This is a genomic window from Pelolinea submarina (assembly GCF_003966975.1).
In the GTDB taxonomy this organism is placed as follows: domain Bacteria; phylum Chloroflexota; class Anaerolineae; order Anaerolineales; family Anaerolineaceae; genus Pelolinea; species Pelolinea submarina.
Genome location: NZ_AP018437.1, coordinates 878,836 through 894,058, shown reverse-complemented (window position 1 = coordinate 894,058; position 15,223 = coordinate 878,836). Strand labels below are relative to the sequence as shown.

Below are 15,223 nucleotides of genomic sequence, written 5' to 3'. Positions count from 1 at the left end.
TTGGTATGGTGGATTGGCATAACACCTGAAATTGAAAATGTAATTACAGAATCTACATTTTATATAAATTACCTGTAAAATAATAATCAATAGCGATTTTTACGTGGCCTTTGCATCCACGCAGAAGATGTTTGATATTACCGCATGACTATCCAGGCAGATGAGATCGTGAAACGCATTGAACCACAAAAAAATGAAAAACCTGATCCATCGATTGGCTTGGTTAACCAACCTCTCATCAAAACCAAGTCTCTAATTCCTCCTCTACGGGACGGTTTTGTATCACGCCCACATCTCTTCGAAAAATTGGAGCAAGGCACTCAAAGAGCATTAACGCTAATTAGCGCTCCGGCAGGATATGGGAAAACAACACTTTTATCTGAATGGATCACCACCCGGAAAAAAAAGGGGGGCTCTCCTCCCCTAACGGTCTGCTGGTTATCATTGGATCCCGGAGATAATGACCCGATACGTTTTTTATCTTATCTGACAGCAACTTTGGATAAAGTGAATCCAGAAGCAACTGAAGAAACCAGGTCATTGCTGCAATCTTCCCAGTCCTTTAATCCGCAAATACCCATTTCAGTATTGATAAATAACCTGCAGGAAATTCCTCACTCAGTAAGCTTAATTTTGGATGACTACCAATTCATTAATAATCAAACCATCCACAATGGAATCACTTTTCTTCTTGAACATATACCGCCTAATGTTCATCTCGTTATTGCCACCCGTTCTGATCCGCCATTACCTGTTGCAAGACTTCGCAGTCGTGATCAATTGGTTGAACTTAGGGCAAATGATCTTCGCTTTTCTACAATTGAAACAACGACATTTCTTAAAACTATTTTTAATTTGTCGCTTACTCCGGAGCAGATTTCAAATCTTGAAAAACGCACCGAAGGCTGGATTGCAGGTTTGCAGATGGCGGCAATTTCTATGCAGGGACGGGCAGATATCAGCCAGTTCATTGATGCGTTTTCCGGCAGCCACCGGTTCATTATGGATTACCTGACCGAAGAGGCTCTGAACCGTCAACCCAACAAAATAAAAGAATTCCTCTTATATACTTCCACCCTCGAACGGTTAAGTGGGCCGTTATGTGACTATGTCCTTACGGAAAAATCTGACAATGAAACAAATACCCCACCATCCATAAATGACTTATCGTTTACCCAGGGCGAAAGCCAGAACCTTCTGAATGAGTTGGAAAGATCAAATCTATTTATCATTCCAACAGACGAGGCGCGGGTTTGGTATCGTTATCATCATCTCTTTGCGGATATTTTACGTACGCGTCTCAAACAGACCTCACCCGAATCAATCCCCATTCTTCATAAGCGAGCTTCTGAATGGTTTGAAAAAAATGGGTGGGTAGAAGAATCCATTGAACACTCCTTAATTGCAAGGGATTGGGATAATGCAAGCCGGTTAATCGACGTTCATATTTACAGATATCTCGAAAACGGGCAAATGACAACTGTGATGAAATGGATCGAAGGTTTTCCCAAAGAGATTATCTATCGATATCCAAAACTCTGCGTTAAGGTAGCGGAAGTGTATGCTCAATCAGGATTAATTGATCAAATTGATCCACTGCTGGATAGGGCAGAGGAGAGTATATCGGTTGTTGAAAATCACCCAGGTGATACCGAAAGTGCTCTGACAAAGAATTTATCCAGAGAAGACATCACCATGATTCGTGCGATGTCTATGATTCTTCGGGGATTAAAATCTGTATGCACCGGCGACCCCAATCACGCGTTAGGTCTTGTTCATCAAGCATTGACTGATATTCCGGAAATGGAATCGGAAGAACTCGCAGTGTTGTTCTGGGTTGAAGGATGGGCATATCGAAGTCTGGGAAATCTCGATCGGGCATTAGCATCACTTACCAAGGGGACCGAATTTGCGCTGAAAACCAAGAGGCTCTTTCGTGATATTTGGACTGATCTGGCAGTTGTCACGCGGTTGGCGGGAAAACTTCCACAGGCAGTTGAAATCTTCAACAATTCGCTTCAGATTGCGGTTGAACGAGGTATTCAAAATCAAGGAAACTTATCCAGAGATGAATCTTTCTTGAGTCTTATTTATCTCGAGCAAAATAACCTTAATTCAGCTACCACTCACGCAAACCAGGCCATTGCTTATACGCAATGGTGGCCCAGCCATAACATACTTGCGATTACCTATACAAATCTCGCAATGATTTTGCTTGCAAGAAACGATCTCGACGGAAGTTTGCTTGCACTGCAAAAGGCAGATCAGGAACGGAAAAACCGAATAATGACTCCGTTTGTTCACGGTGTTGTTGATATTGCGTGGGTACGTATTTGGTTAAAGCGCGGGGAGTGGGTTTTGCTGGATAATTGGTCAAGTGAACTCTATTTAAAATTCCAAAACAAACTGGAAAATCAGGCACTGATCGATGAGTATTTAGAATCGCAATTAATTATGCTCGTCCGGGTATGGATCGAAAAAACAAGAACGGATAAAAAATCCGAAAGAAATGAGAAGTGTCTGAACCTGCTGGCAAGGCTGGAAATAAATTCCAAAGCTGCCGGCCGTATTAATTCTTTGGTTGAGATTCTATTATTGATAGGATACATACGTTTTTCGCAGGGCGAGCTTGACGAAGCTATTGATTGCCTTGACAAATGTCTCTCGATGGCAGAACCAGGTGGATACATGCGAATATTCCTTGATACTGGCGAACCATTGCGCGCTTTTCTATCCGCTTACTTACAGGAATCAAATCCTGTCCACAAGCCTTTTGTTTTAAAAATACTTAAAGAATTTGATGAATCATCATTTATCGGAAAATCACAATCTGAACTCCAAAACTTGATTACCTCTCGCGAGAGGGAAGTCCTTCTTCTCATTGCAAAGGGTTATTCCAATAAGCAAATTGCCGAAGAACTTGTGCTTTCAGAAGGAACAGTCAAATTCCACGTTCATAATCTTTTAGAAAAGTTACAGGCTGATAACCGAACCCGGATTATTGTCAGAGCAAAAGATCTTAATTTAATTCAGTACTAAAAACCCCCAATAAATAAAAATAAATATTTGAAAACAGGTTTGTTTTTAAGTTAAAAAAACAAACCTGAGGACTGATCTTTCGATAGAAGACAATCTTCAAGGATTGCTCTATTATTTTGCTTGCGCCAAGAATAATCAACAAAGATCGAGAGAAAAAAACTCATGAACATTGAAAACGGTTCTTCGTATGAAATTCGAGTGAAAGACCACCTTGAAACTTATTGGATTACGTACTTTGAAGGATGGTCGGTAGAAAACCAAAAAAATGGAGAAGTCCTACTCTGCAACTCCAATGTAGACCAGGCTGGATTGCATGGTGCGTTGAATAGGATTCGAGATCTTAATTTAATCCTGTTGTCGGTCATGAAAGTCGATTAAATAACAGGAATTGTCTGGAGGCACAAATGATTAACATTCAGATTTTTGCAGATGATGACGGATTAACATCCCTGGCGATAGAGATCAATAACAATAGGAAGCTATTGCTTAAACCAGGATACCTGGACGAGGATAGCCTTCGTCCCCCTGTTTCAGGGTTTGCCCCTGAAAATTCAATCGAAATTTGGCTTGTAAATTCCACATTCAATGATGAATCAGAAAATTTTCAGAATAAAGAAATTTAAGACAAAGGAGACATCTTTAGAAAAATATGAACCAATTAAGAAAATAAATTAAGTCCTAAATTACTTTCAAACAGAATAATTTTTTCAAGGAGGAAAAAATGTTAATTCGCAAGATTTTTATCATCATAACCGGCATTGTATTTATTTTTGGCTTATTAGGTTGGTTGGGTTTGCAAATCCAACCGCAATCCTTTCCAGCTTATTCAGCGAATAAAACCCAACAGAGGGAGACGATATCGCTGCCAGGCGGATTGCCGAAACCGGTGGAACATTTCTATAGGGTTTTGTATGGTGATGAGATCCCTGTAATCAAGTCGGTGGTGATTCAGGGCCGGGGTATTATCAAACCTTTCATGAATATCCCCATACCGGTACGCTTTATTTTTGTACATAATGCGGGCAAGGATTACCGCCATTACTTCGAAGCGACCCTGTTTGGAATCCCCGTAATTAAATTGAACGAAGGATATATTGATGAGAAGAGCTTCTTCATAAGTCCCTGGGGCAGCTATTATGATAAGCCAAATGCCAACCAGGGCGCGAATCTTGTGGTTTGGGCTGAAGCAATCTTGTTCCCGTCACTTTGGATAACAGATCAACGTGTCCACTGGGAACCAGTAAACGATAATACAGCTTTACTATACGTGCCGTATGAAGACGGGGAGGAGAACTTTATAGTACGTTTCAATCCACTAACAGGCAAGATCGATATGATGGAATCAATGCGATATCGTGAAATTGAACAGGGGCAGCCGAAAATATTATGGATTACCCGATCCGAAGAAAGTTCGACAATTAATGACACGGATATTCGCGTAACTATTTCCGTGGAGTGGTTGGATCAAGGTGAACCTTGGGCATACTTCAACATAGAAGAACAGGACATCAATATTGATGTAACTGAAATGCTTAATGAAGCCGCAATATTCAAACCTTTCACTAAAGCAAATTAATCATCTCATTGAGGAAAAATAATGATTTCACAAGCATCAGTTCTTTATGAAAACAAATGGAAATATACATTCTACCCATTTTGGATAAGCCAGGCTTTTTCACTACTCGGAAGCTCAATCGTGCAGTTTACCCTTGTATGGTGGTTGACAAGATCTACCGGGCAGGCAAGTGTTCTTGCCACAGCTACATCTTTCGCGGTATTGCCCGAGATCATAATTAACCCTTTTGCGGGTGCAATAGTTGATCGTGCTAACCGAAAAAGAGTCATGATAGCCGCGGATGCATTAATTGCATGCGCTACTCTCGTTTTAGCCCTTCTCTTCTACCGGGGATTGGTTCAAGTGTGGCACATCTACATGATTATGTTCATCCGATCCGCAGGTAGTGCATTTCACTACCCTGCCGAGCAGGCGACCATTTCAACGATCGTACCAAAAGAACAATTAATTAAGATTGCGGGATTGAATCAAACCCTGCAAGGCATCGTCAGGATCATCGCCGCGCCTCTTGGCGCGCTAATTCTGGAATTGATTGATATCCAGGGGTCCCTCTTTGTAGATATTCTTACCGCCATTCTTGCCATAACGATACTTTCCTTTGTAAAAATACCCAACCCTGGCCAAAATCAAGACAGAAAATTCGGGTTCGTTAAAACAGTTTTGATTGATTCCCTTGATGGGTTAACGTATTTGTTCAAATGGAAGGGCATATTAGCTGTGGTTCTGTTGGCTATGTTTATCAAAGTTGCGCTTGCCCCCGCGATATCCTTCCTGCCATTGATAGTATCCCAGCACTTTAGCCTCGGATCAGCTCAATATAGCTTCGTTGAAATCGCTGTTGGAGCAGGGTTGATAGCAGGCGGGATTATCCTGAGTACCTGGGGCGGTTTCAAAAAGCAGATATACACTTCCCTTGCCGGGATAGTAGGAATTGGTTTAACTTTTCTGCTGGCCGGCTTTCTCAAAAGTACGCAGTTCAATTTATTTACGCTGTTGATGTTCATTGCGGGTTTTATGGTCACAGTTATCGATGGGCCCTTTATTTCGATTGTTCAGGCCTGCGTGGATGATGCCTATCAGGGCCGGGTAATCACAATTATGGGAAGTTTATTGTGGCTTACCACTCCTTTTGGATTAGCAATAGCAGGTCCTTTCTCTGATAGATTTGGAGTTCTATCATGGTACAAAATTGCCGGTTTTTTCTGCATTATTGGTGCGTTAGTCAGCGCTTTCGTCCCTGCACTAAAAAATGTTGAAAGCATGAAGAACATAGAATCGGGAAAAAAAGCGGGGACATAGCAATGGTAAGAACACAATTTGGCAATAGCTATCCAATTTAACAGTAATTTAAACCACTACTGTGGATAGGATAAAGAATAATAAATTCCATATATATAAGAAATTTAGCCTGTCTCTAGTAAGAGAGATTCGGCTAATGTGAGGAGGTTTGACGTCATGGGAAAAAAGAAGTTGGTAAAAATTGGTTCTATTATATTAATTTGTGCTGCGATTGATATTGCCCTTCATTTAGTAACAAGTGAATATAGCACTATGCCAAAAAATCCGAACTACAGCAAGTTGGCGGGGCAGATAGGGACAGAAATTACAGTCACTATCTGGGCTTTACTTGCGTTCTCCAGCGCCGCTTATGTTTTTTTTCGGGCGCAGGATAGCATCATTGGAGCTGGGATTAGAAAAGGAATCCGTTATGGATCTGCAATCGCGTTGCTTTGGCTGTTTGCCATGATGGAGGGAGTTTCATTATTTGGCAATTCAATAATCAATGAATTTGTGGTTGGACTAAGTGATGCGATACCGGTTCTCTTGATGGGTATTCTATTAAGCTTGCTTGAAGCTAAGAAAGAGAATAATGCTCCGTCAGAACCATTACCTTTTAGTCAAAAAATAGCCACAGTTTTCATATTTTCGCTGATTTTTTCATGTGTACGATATCTGGCATATTTCACGCAAGTGATTAATTCAGGATATCAAACAAGTCCATTTAATACTTTTCTGTGGACCATACTTATGGGAGCATGTATTGGGGAAGTTTGTATTTTGTTTGGAAATACCGGAAATAATTTATCCCTGGAAAGGAGAGCTGTAAAATTCGGGGTTCTGATTTTTGGATTCAATTGGGCTGCGTTTCTAATTTTTATGCCTCTTTTGTTTTCCGGATATTTAATTGATGTCTTAATAAGAATTGTTTTAGACATCCTAATTGCCACTATTGGATATTATTTAACATTTAGCTTACGGATTGAGCACCTAAGAACAGCGGATATTGATGACAAATCCAGGTTAAAAATATAAGGTTTTGTTAGCGCGAAAATAGTCAGATATAGTGATGTTCTATTGAAATAAATCTATCATAGCTCCTATATTCGTGTAGGAGCTAAATTTGAAAACATATCATTAATGCTATTACCAGCAATGCTGCGGTATTTTGAGTGACGCACCTTGGAGCTCGCTTTGAGGCAGCGTCAAGCTGCCATTCCATCAAAGCAAGTGAGATTAATTTGAATTGGATTACAGGGTGAATTCTCGCGGATTAAAAAGAAATATGACGCACCGGGGAATCGCCTACCCTGGACTGGCCGCCAGGGCAGGGAACCCCGAACCTACTGATTAAGAGACAATAATGTACTTGTCTACTGTGTCTATTGCATCTATTATGTTATGTCTTCCGAGTGGACAAAAAATGACAAAAATCGTCTACTATTTTTTACTCTATTTCATTCCGATTGCACCCAAATTGCCTTCAGATCGGGAAAGACGACTTTATCATTTAATAAAAGTTTAATATAATTGAGGTATGGATATGCCATTACTGGCTACCAAACTTTTTATTCCTCAACCTCGACACAGACTTGTCTCTCGTCCACGCCTGATTGAGCAGCTAAACGATGGATTAGCTAAAGGATACAAATTAACGCTAATCTCCGCCTCAGCCGGTTTTGGCAAAACTACTCTAGTGAGTGAGTGGGTGACTGGTTGTGATCAGAAGGTAGCCTGGCTGTCGCTGGACGAAGGAGATAATAACCCCGCACGTTTTCTAACGTACTTCGTCGCTGCACTACAGACTATTGATGCGAATTTTGGCGCAAGGATTTTTAGTATTCTGCAAACCCCTCAGCCACCTCCAATCGAACCAATTCTGACAGCCCTGGTTAATGAAATCACAATATTGCCAGACAACTTCATCTTCGTTCTTGATGACTACCATATTATTGATTCCAAACAGGTTGATAAAATTCTCACCTTTCTGGTCGAGCACCTGCCCCCGCGGATGCACCTGGTTATCGCCACTCGTGAGGATCCACATCTGCCCCTCGCCCGGTTACGTGCCAAGGGTCAATTAACTGAGCTTCGTGTTGCCGACTTGCGTTTTACCTCCGCCGAGGCCGCTGACTTTCTCAACCAGGTAATGGGTCTGAACCTCATAGTCGAAGATATTACTTCACTGGAAACCCGCACCGAAGGTTGGATCGCCGGTCTACAATTGGCCGCACTCTCCCTGCAGGGGCATCAAGATACCACCGATTTCATCAAATCTTTCACAGGCAGCCATCGTTTTGTGCTGGACTACCTGATGGAAGAAGTCCTTCAACAGCAGTCTGAAAGCATCCAGGCTTTTCTTCTACACACATCTATCCTTGACCGCATGTGCGGTCAGCTGTGCGATGCCGTCCTTAGCGATTCATCAGCTTCCGGGCAGGAAACCCTGGAATATCTTGACCACGCAAACTTGTTCATTGTCCCCCTGGATAACGAGCGGCGTTGGTACCGCTATCATCATCTCTTTCGAGATTTACTACGGCAGCGGTTGACCCAAAGCGGACTTTCAGGGAATGAAAAGGAAGGTATAGCTGTATACCATATCCGTGCCAGCCAGTGGTACGAAGAAGTTGGTTTGGTTCTTGAAGCCTTTCAACATGCGGCTGCTGCTGATGATGTAGAGCGCGCCGAACGGCTAATAGAAGGAGATGAAATACCCCGGCACTTTCGCAGCGTGGTGACTACAATACTGGATTGGCTGAAATCACTGCCAATTACAACGCTGAATGCCAGGCCAGTATTGTGGTGGAGGTACGCTACATTTCTGATGTTTGATGGTCAAACAACCGGCGTGGATGAGAAACTTATTGCTGCTGAAAACGCACTACAAGGCGCCGAGGAGGATGACAAGACAAGAAATCTGATCGGCCAAATTGCCGGTACCAAAGCGATGTTGGCTCTCACTCGATATCAAGTAGAAAACTTGCTCATTCAGTCACGCCGCGCTTTGGATTATCTAGACCCCGAGAATCTATCTTCACGTGCTTCTGCCAATTTGACGTTGGGATTTGCTTACTTTTTGCAGGGTGATCGTTCCGCTGCTCGACAATCTTATCTGGAATCTATAAGGCTTTGTCAGGAGTGCGGTAATACCTTCATTGCCATCATGGCAACAAATGGCTTAGGAAACGTCTTCGAAACCGAAAACGACCTTCATCAGGCGGCTGAAACTTACCAGAATGTCCTCCGTCTTTTTGGCGACCAACCGCTGCACACTCACGCCGGGCAAGCCTCTATCGGCTTGGCGCGTATTTTCTACGAATGGAATGACTTGGATACTGCTGAACAGTATGGGAAACAGAGCCTGCAACAGGTTCTGCAGTATGATGCTGAAATTGATCGATTTGTCATCTCTGAGGTATTTCTTGCCCGTCTGAAACTTGCTCAGGGAGATATAAGAGGTGCTGCGGAATTATTGGCCCAAACTGAACAATCAGCACGCCAGAGAAATTTTATACACCGATTGCCAGAGATAGCCGAGATTCAAATTTCGATCTTGATTACACAAGGCCAGGTTGCCGCAGCCGCAAAACTAGCACAGCAATATGAACTCCCCCTTAGCCAAGCCCGAGTTGCTTTAGCCCAAGGCGATCCATCTGCCGTGTTGGTAACCCTGGAGTCTTACCGCCAAAAGATAGAAGCGAAAGGATGGGCAGATAAGTTACTCAAAGTGATGATTCTGCAAGCAGTTTCTCTCCATGCGATTGGAGAAATTGACGAAGCTGTGAAAGTGCTTGGAGAAGTACTTGTTATGGCAGAACCAGGCGGATTTATACGTCTCTTTATTGACGAAGGTGCCCCAATGGCTCACCTATTACTCGAAACCGCTTCCCGAGGGTTTATGTCTGAATACATAGACAAACTACTTGCTGCATTTGAAGCTGAGAGACAGAGGAGCGGAAACAAATCCGATCTGCCCATTGCTCAGTCACTGGTCGAACCCTTAAGCTGTCGCGAGATCGAAGTACTGCAGCTCATCTCCCGGGGGCTCTCGAATCGTGAGATCGGCGAGCGGCTATTCCTGGCAATAAGTACGGTGAAGGGGCACAATCAGATCATTTTTAACAAACTGCAGGTTAAAAGCCGCACCGAAGCTGTTGCCCGCGCCCGCGAATTGGATCTGTTGTAGCCTATTTTTTAAATTACACGCACGCCTCTTGTCAGACATAATCCACAAGCACAATATCTAATATTTTCATCTCTACACCCTCGGTTATCCCAAAACAGTACCCTCGGACCATACTTTAGTATCTGTACATCCATACCTGGCTGCTTGTATATTTCCTGTACATTGAGCACGCGGCGCAGATCGTAAAGGTCGGCCGCAAAAGGAGAAATGCAATGACAAATGAACTCGAGCCAGGTAAGCCCGTGGTCTATCAGATCAAGATCAAAGGACAGTTGAATTCTGAGTGGACAGACTGGTTTGAGGGCTTGACAATCACACTGGAAGAAGACGGCAATACACTGCTTACCGGTTCGGTAATTGACCAGGCTGCATTGCACGGATTGCTAAAGAGAGTTCGTAATCTGGGCTTGCCGTTGATCTCGGTTAGTCCATTTGAACCGGATCCTTCGGCAGTACCCGGGATAGCTAAGACTAATGATCCGGATAATAGAGCATAAATTGGCGCGAGCTTCGTGACACGCCTAAACCAATTACAAATGAGGAGATTAGGATGGATTGATCAAAATAGTGTGCGCTTATGGGTTGTTATTGATCTCGATCGATCAAGCCCAATTATATGAAACCAATTAATAAAGTTCAATTAGGAGAAATAAATGAATACGACCAACGTAAGTTCGTTCGGGACAAAAATGAAGACTACCAATAAATTGGATACAAGAATATTGCTAATGCTGTTTTGGATATTTTTTACAGTGAATTTTATGTATGCGGATACCCTCTCAGCTCTGGAACCTGGGGTTTTGGCAATGGAAATCTCGGGTTACATGGCAGATGGGGCAATTAAGATCACACATGGCTTTTTATTGGGAACAGCGGCAATGTTTGAGATTCCCTTTTTGATGATCGTCCTGTCCCGGGTTTTGAGGTATGGCATTAATCGTTGGGCAAACATCATCGCTGCAGCACTGTTTATTACGGCTCAGATCTCATCCTTATTTATGGGTGCCCCATCTCCCACATATCTTTTTTATAGTACTGTAGAGATTGCATGTCTTTTGTTAATTGTCTGGAATGCTTGGAAATGGACTAACCTTGAAGGACAGTCCTAACAATAATATTAAGCAAACCCTGCCTTCGCTTGAAAATTGAACGTGAAAGCAGGGTGTTATTAAAGGAGAAGAAAATGAAAAACTTACAAAAATTTGGCGGATTCGCCGCACTGTACATGGCAACCGCTTATCTGATCGGAATGGTTCTCTTTCTCGTCGTTCTGAATTACCCGAGCCTGGTCAAACCTACGGAAAAGGTGGCCTTACTTGTTGAGAAACAGATGGTCATCTTTTCAACCAACCTGCTCATGTACGTGTTCTTTGGCGTTTTTCTAGTCGTCTTATCGCTGGCGTTGTATAACCGGTTGAATTCTGGCGCACCGGCTATCATGCAAGTAGCAACCGTGATCGGGGTTATCTGGGCTGGCTCACTGATTGCCAGCGGCATGGTCGCTAATGCCGGAATCGCTCCTGTTGTCGCGCTGTATGCCAAAGATCCGGTCCAAGCCGCGTTGACCTGGCAGTGTATTGAATCTGTGGCTAACGGGTTGGGCAACGGAAATGGCGAAATCCTAGGCGGCATTTGGGCGCTGCTGGTCAGTCTGGCCGCACTGCGGGCAGATGGGCTTCCCAAGGGCTTGAATATCCTCGGCTTGTTGGTTGGCACGGTAGGCATCATATCAATAATCCCAGTGTTGATGGACTTAATGGTTGGAGTTTTTGGCTTGAGCCAAATCATCTGGTTTGTTTGGTTGGGAATTGTATTGCTTTGCAACTATTCGGGTCAAAACGCATAGAAAGTGGAGAGTTTGCAAAAGAAATATTCTTTATTAGTATTTTAGTGGGTAGACCAGGGGGTTTACCCACTATTCAATAGAATATCTTAACTAAAAAAGGAAAAAATGATGAAAATTTGCATTATTGGGGCATCCGGAAAACTAGGTGCCTATATGGTACAGCATGCTCTAGATCAAGGATATGAAGTGGTCGGAGTCTGCCGAGAGAAGAGTGTGAATAAACTTGACTTATACAAAAATCGCATAACAATCATTCCCGGTGCAACCAATGATCGAGAGGTTATTAAAAAGGCAGTTGCTGGATGTGATGGCGTGCTTACAGTTTTAGTACCCTGGGGCAATCAACATTACTCATCGGGAACTGCCCAAGCTGTGCTTGATTACGCACCACAAGGTGCACGCCTGATTTTTTCTTGCGGCTGGCATATCACACGCGATGGCAAGGATGTTTACCCGCCATCTATAAAAAGAGAGGATAAGCTCATCCGTTGGCTTACGCGGATTATTCCTTTTGCGGATATTGATGACCAGGTTGAAGCTTGCCAACGCATCTTTGCCAGCAAGACAAAGTGGACTGTTGTGCGCGGGAGTGACCTCGAGGAAGGAGAAAGTCAGGGCTTACCTGTTTGGAGCCGCCACGTAGGCGATCCCATCCTGGCCAGTAATAAAACGCGCCGCGTGGATTTCGCCTTGTTCATGGTCGATGCTCTTAAGAACGATTCGCTCATTCACGAAGCACCGGCTATTGTCGGCTGTTGTTCAGCCTCGGCGCTTTCCCATTCTGCTGTCTAATAATAATTATTAAAATTGAGCCATCATCGTGCTGATGATGGCTCAACTGACGTCCTTCATGCCAAGGCAATTTAAAAATTGCATCTAGAAGAGTAACTATTAATCACATCCATGGATGATTTGGTTTTATCTGGTTATGTTGATGCAGGAACTAAAATTGTTTTTGAAAGTTAGTTTGACTACTGAAATATCACTACTTTTGGGGTTTAAAAACTTCCGCATCTCATTGGTATTTCAGTGATACACCAGGAAAACGCGAAGTTCTCAAAGGGGAATTTCCAAACCTACTGATTACGAACCTAAATAAAAATGACGCACCGGGGAATCGCCTGCCCTGACGGCCAGTCCAGGGAACCCCGAACCTACTGACACCTGTCCCCTTCAGGGGATTAAGAGACATTAATCAGTTTGTCTATTATGTCTACTGCGTCTATTGTGTCTACTCAGTGCACAAGATTTGGCAAAAACTGTCTACAGTATCTACTATGTCTACCCTTTTCATCCCAATTGAACCCGAATCGGGAAAGGCGACCTGATAATTAATCCCAAGCTGTATATAATTATCCTATGCCTATGCCAATTCTGGCTGCAAAACTGTTCATTCCCCCGCTCCGGAACAACTTCGTCCAGCGAACGCGTCTGAAAAAGCACGAACCATATTTTCATGATTCGACCAACGGTCGCACAATTATGGAATAATATATATTTAGATCGGTAAAATCTTTTTCTGGATAAGCATGAATACATTTTTCCATGAAAATTCACTGCTCTGGCATTTTCAATTGTGAGGATATAAATGGATCAAACTCAAATAGAAAAACACACAACAGCACAATCAATTATTTTGCACTTGCTGCCTGGCGTCATGATCGGGCTTTTCTTATTCTTGATACGTCCAACTGTTATTAATTTTGGATATCCATCAATCTTTGCCCTGGTTCTGGCTGTCGCATTTATCCTCATTCCTGCCGAGCTCGGATACCTGTTGTATCAGGGAAAGAAAAAGAGCGGACGGTACTCATTGAAGGGCATAATTAATTTTAAATCTCCGGGTTCCTGGTGGCAATTCCTTATCTGCGTATTTATTGTTTTTGGCGTGATCGGTATCATAATGACCCTTATGAAACCATTGGAAGGTCTCCTGAAAGAAATGTTATTCTCCTGGATCCCTGATCTTGATCCGGGACTTGATGGGAATTTTTCAAGAACAAAATTGACAGTCACTTTTTCCCTTTATTTTTTATTTGTCGTGGTCCTAGGTCCTCTGATTGAAGAATTATATTTTCGCGGATATTTGTTTCCTAGAATGAAATGGAAGTATTCCGAATTATTCCACAGCTTTTTGTTTGCAGCCTATCATGTCTTTTCGCCATGGATGATCATTTCAAGAACTGCAGGGTTTTTACCGTTAATCCTTGTGGTGAAAAAGAAAAGCATCTATCACGGATTTATAGTTCATATTCTATGCAACTTAGCAGCTTTTTTTCCAGCTGTTGTATTCATTATTAACATGTCATAGTTTTTTAGGAGATAGACTTCATCTTTTTCAACCATGTAAAGTGGAAAATATGATCGTCATTTCCAAACAGAATCCTTATAACAGAGAAATAATTCCGAACCATCTATTCATACAACCTTATTGAGCAAAGAAATGACACAGCCTGTTTTGCTTCAAATTCCGGTTCATGGCTTTTTCATATGCCCGAGTACTCCCGGAAGTAAAATTCCCAGTCATGGGATCGATAAGTACGGCATCGAATACGCAATTGACTTTGTAATGGTCGATATCAGCGCAAAATCCCAAAAACCTTACCGTTCCAGCTTATTCACATATATTATTAGAAGATTACCCTTATCTGATTTTTATGGATGGGGTATCGATGTTTACTCACCAGTAAAAGGCGTAGTTGTTCAGTCCGTTGATGGTTTGAATGAACGAAATCCGGTCAATATTTTTAATGATCTTCTCAATGCGGAAAGACTTACAAAAACTTACAACAATAATTTAATCGACTCAAAATGCCTGTTGGGAAATAACGTCATAATTAAAACCGTTAAAATGGAATATATAGTACTAGCCCATCTGCAAAAGAATTCAGTAGCGGTAGAGCCGGGACAACAGGTTGATGGCTCTTCGTTGATCGGCAAATTTGGGCATTCTGGCAGTTCCACTATGCCGCATCTGCACCTTCATGCCATGGATAATATGGATTTCCGAAAAGCGAAAGGCATACCAATTGTATTTTCACAGTACTATGTGGTAGAAAACGGAAAAAGAGTCGAAACTCACAACTCAATTCCAGTAAGGGATCAGATCATGTTTTTTGATTAATAGATCTATCCTTCAAACATCTTTTCAAGATTTGGGCAAACCAATTTATGACCTGGAGGTTTTATACAGAAGATGTTTTGTTTACCTTGATTACCCATTATAACCTGACCCCCAAAAACTGATCCAGATAAAGTGTTGGTATCTGAGGGAAAATTGGAAGTTAGACATATC

Annotated in this window: 12 protein-coding genes; all 12 read left to right on the top strand. The window is 42.5% G+C overall.

Annotated features, from left to right (window positions below; translation table 11 throughout):
- Window positions 1-144: 144 nt before the first annotated feature.
- The gene (locus Pelsub_RS15895; protein ID WP_116225797.1) at window positions 145-3,039 is read left to right on the top strand and encodes a LuxR C-terminal-related transcriptional regulator; all 2,895 of its coding nucleotides are present in this window, start codon (window positions 145-147) and stop codon (window positions 3,037-3,039) included.
- A gap of 404 nt (window positions 3,040-3,443) precedes the next feature.
- A complete protein-coding gene (locus Pelsub_RS04100; RefSeq protein WP_116225799.1) occupies window positions 3,444-3,662 on the top strand; it encodes a hypothetical protein in 219 nt (72 codons plus the stop codon).
- A gap of 98 nt (window positions 3,663-3,760) precedes the next feature.
- Window positions 3,761-4,615 (top strand): DUF6544 family protein, encoded by an 855-nt coding sequence (locus Pelsub_RS04095; protein ID WP_116225800.1) that lies wholly within the window; start codon window positions 3,761-3,763, stop codon window positions 4,613-4,615.
- Window positions 4,616-4,636: 21 nt separating this feature from the next.
- A complete protein-coding gene (locus Pelsub_RS04090) occupies window positions 4,637-5,914 on the top strand; it encodes an MFS transporter (protein WP_116225801.1) in 1,278 nt (425 codons plus the stop codon).
- A gap of 156 nt (window positions 5,915-6,070) precedes the next feature.
- On the top strand, window positions 6,071-6,928 hold the full coding sequence (locus Pelsub_RS04085) for a hypothetical protein (protein ID WP_116225802.1): 858 nt from the start codon (window positions 6,071-6,073) through the stop codon (window positions 6,926-6,928).
- A 508-nt stretch (window positions 6,929-7,436) separates the two neighbouring features.
- Complete coding sequence (locus tag Pelsub_RS04080) at window positions 7,437-10,082, top strand: LuxR C-terminal-related transcriptional regulator (protein ID WP_198418391.1); 2,646 nt, start codon at window positions 7,437-7,439, stop codon at window positions 10,080-10,082.
- A 212-nt stretch (window positions 10,083-10,294) separates the two neighbouring features.
- Window positions 10,295-10,579, top strand: coding sequence for a hypothetical protein (locus Pelsub_RS04075; RefSeq protein ID WP_116225804.1), 285 nt, complete (start codon window positions 10,295-10,297; stop codon window positions 10,577-10,579).
- 156 nt (window positions 10,580-10,735) lie between these two features.
- Window positions 10,736-11,191 carry a DUF6326 family protein gene (locus tag Pelsub_RS04070; protein WP_116225805.1) on the top strand — a complete coding sequence of 152 codons (456 nt, stop codon included), beginning with the start codon at window positions 10,736-10,738 and terminating at the stop codon, window positions 11,189-11,191.
- Window positions 11,192-11,265: 74 nt separating this feature from the next.
- A complete protein-coding gene (locus Pelsub_RS04065; protein WP_116225806.1) occupies window positions 11,266-11,928 on the top strand; it encodes a DUF4386 family protein in 663 nt (220 codons plus the stop codon).
- Between the two features lie 105 nt (window positions 11,929-12,033).
- Complete coding sequence (locus Pelsub_RS04060) at window positions 12,034-12,720, top strand: NAD(P)-dependent oxidoreductase (RefSeq protein WP_116225807.1); 687 nt, start codon at window positions 12,034-12,036, stop codon at window positions 12,718-12,720.
- A 796-nt stretch (window positions 12,721-13,516) separates the two neighbouring features.
- The gene (locus Pelsub_RS04055; RefSeq protein WP_116225808.1) at window positions 13,517-14,239 is read left to right on the top strand and encodes a CPBP family intramembrane glutamic endopeptidase; all 723 of its coding nucleotides are present in this window, start codon (window positions 13,517-13,519) and stop codon (window positions 14,237-14,239) included.
- Window positions 14,240-14,371: 132 nt separating this feature from the next.
- Window positions 14,372-15,052: a M23 family metallopeptidase gene (locus Pelsub_RS04050; protein WP_116225809.1), complete on the top strand. Its 681-nt coding sequence runs from the start codon at window positions 14,372-14,374 to the stop codon at window positions 15,050-15,052.
- Window positions 15,053-15,223: the final 171 nt, after the last annotated feature.

Bases quoted from the DNA above. Each gene is read 5' to 3' on its own strand.
- Pelsub_RS15895 (WP_116225797.1), top strand. From the start codon at position 145: ATGACTATCCAGGCAGATGAGATCGTGAAACGCATTGAACCACAAAAA.
- Pelsub_RS04100 (WP_116225799.1), top strand. From the start codon at position 3,444: ATGATTAACATTCAGATTTTTGCAGATGATGACGGATTAACATCCCTG.
- Pelsub_RS04095 (WP_116225800.1), top strand. From the start codon at position 3,761: ATGTTAATTCGCAAGATTTTTATCATCATAACCGGCATTGTATTTATT.
- Pelsub_RS04090 (WP_116225801.1), top strand. From the start codon at position 4,637: ATGATTTCACAAGCATCAGTTCTTTATGAAAACAAATGGAAATATACA.
- Pelsub_RS04085 (WP_116225802.1), top strand. From the start codon at position 6,071: ATGGGAAAAAAGAAGTTGGTAAAAATTGGTTCTATTATATTAATTTGT.
- Pelsub_RS04080 (WP_198418391.1), top strand. From the start codon at position 7,437: ATGCCATTACTGGCTACCAAACTTTTTATTCCTCAACCTCGACACAGA.
- Pelsub_RS04075 (WP_116225804.1), top strand. From the start codon at position 10,295: ATGACAAATGAACTCGAGCCAGGTAAGCCCGTGGTCTATCAGATCAAG.
- Pelsub_RS04070 (WP_116225805.1), top strand. From the start codon at position 10,736: ATGAATACGACCAACGTAAGTTCGTTCGGGACAAAAATGAAGACTACC.
- Pelsub_RS04065 (WP_116225806.1), top strand. From the start codon at position 11,266: ATGAAAAACTTACAAAAATTTGGCGGATTCGCCGCACTGTACATGGCA.
- Pelsub_RS04060 (WP_116225807.1), top strand. From the start codon at position 12,034: ATGATGAAAATTTGCATTATTGGGGCATCCGGAAAACTAGGTGCCTAT.
- Pelsub_RS04055 (WP_116225808.1), top strand. From the start codon at position 13,517: ATGGATCAAACTCAAATAGAAAAACACACAACAGCACAATCAATTATT.
- Pelsub_RS04050 (WP_116225809.1), top strand. From the start codon at position 14,372: ATGACACAGCCTGTTTTGCTTCAAATTCCGGTTCATGGCTTTTTCATA.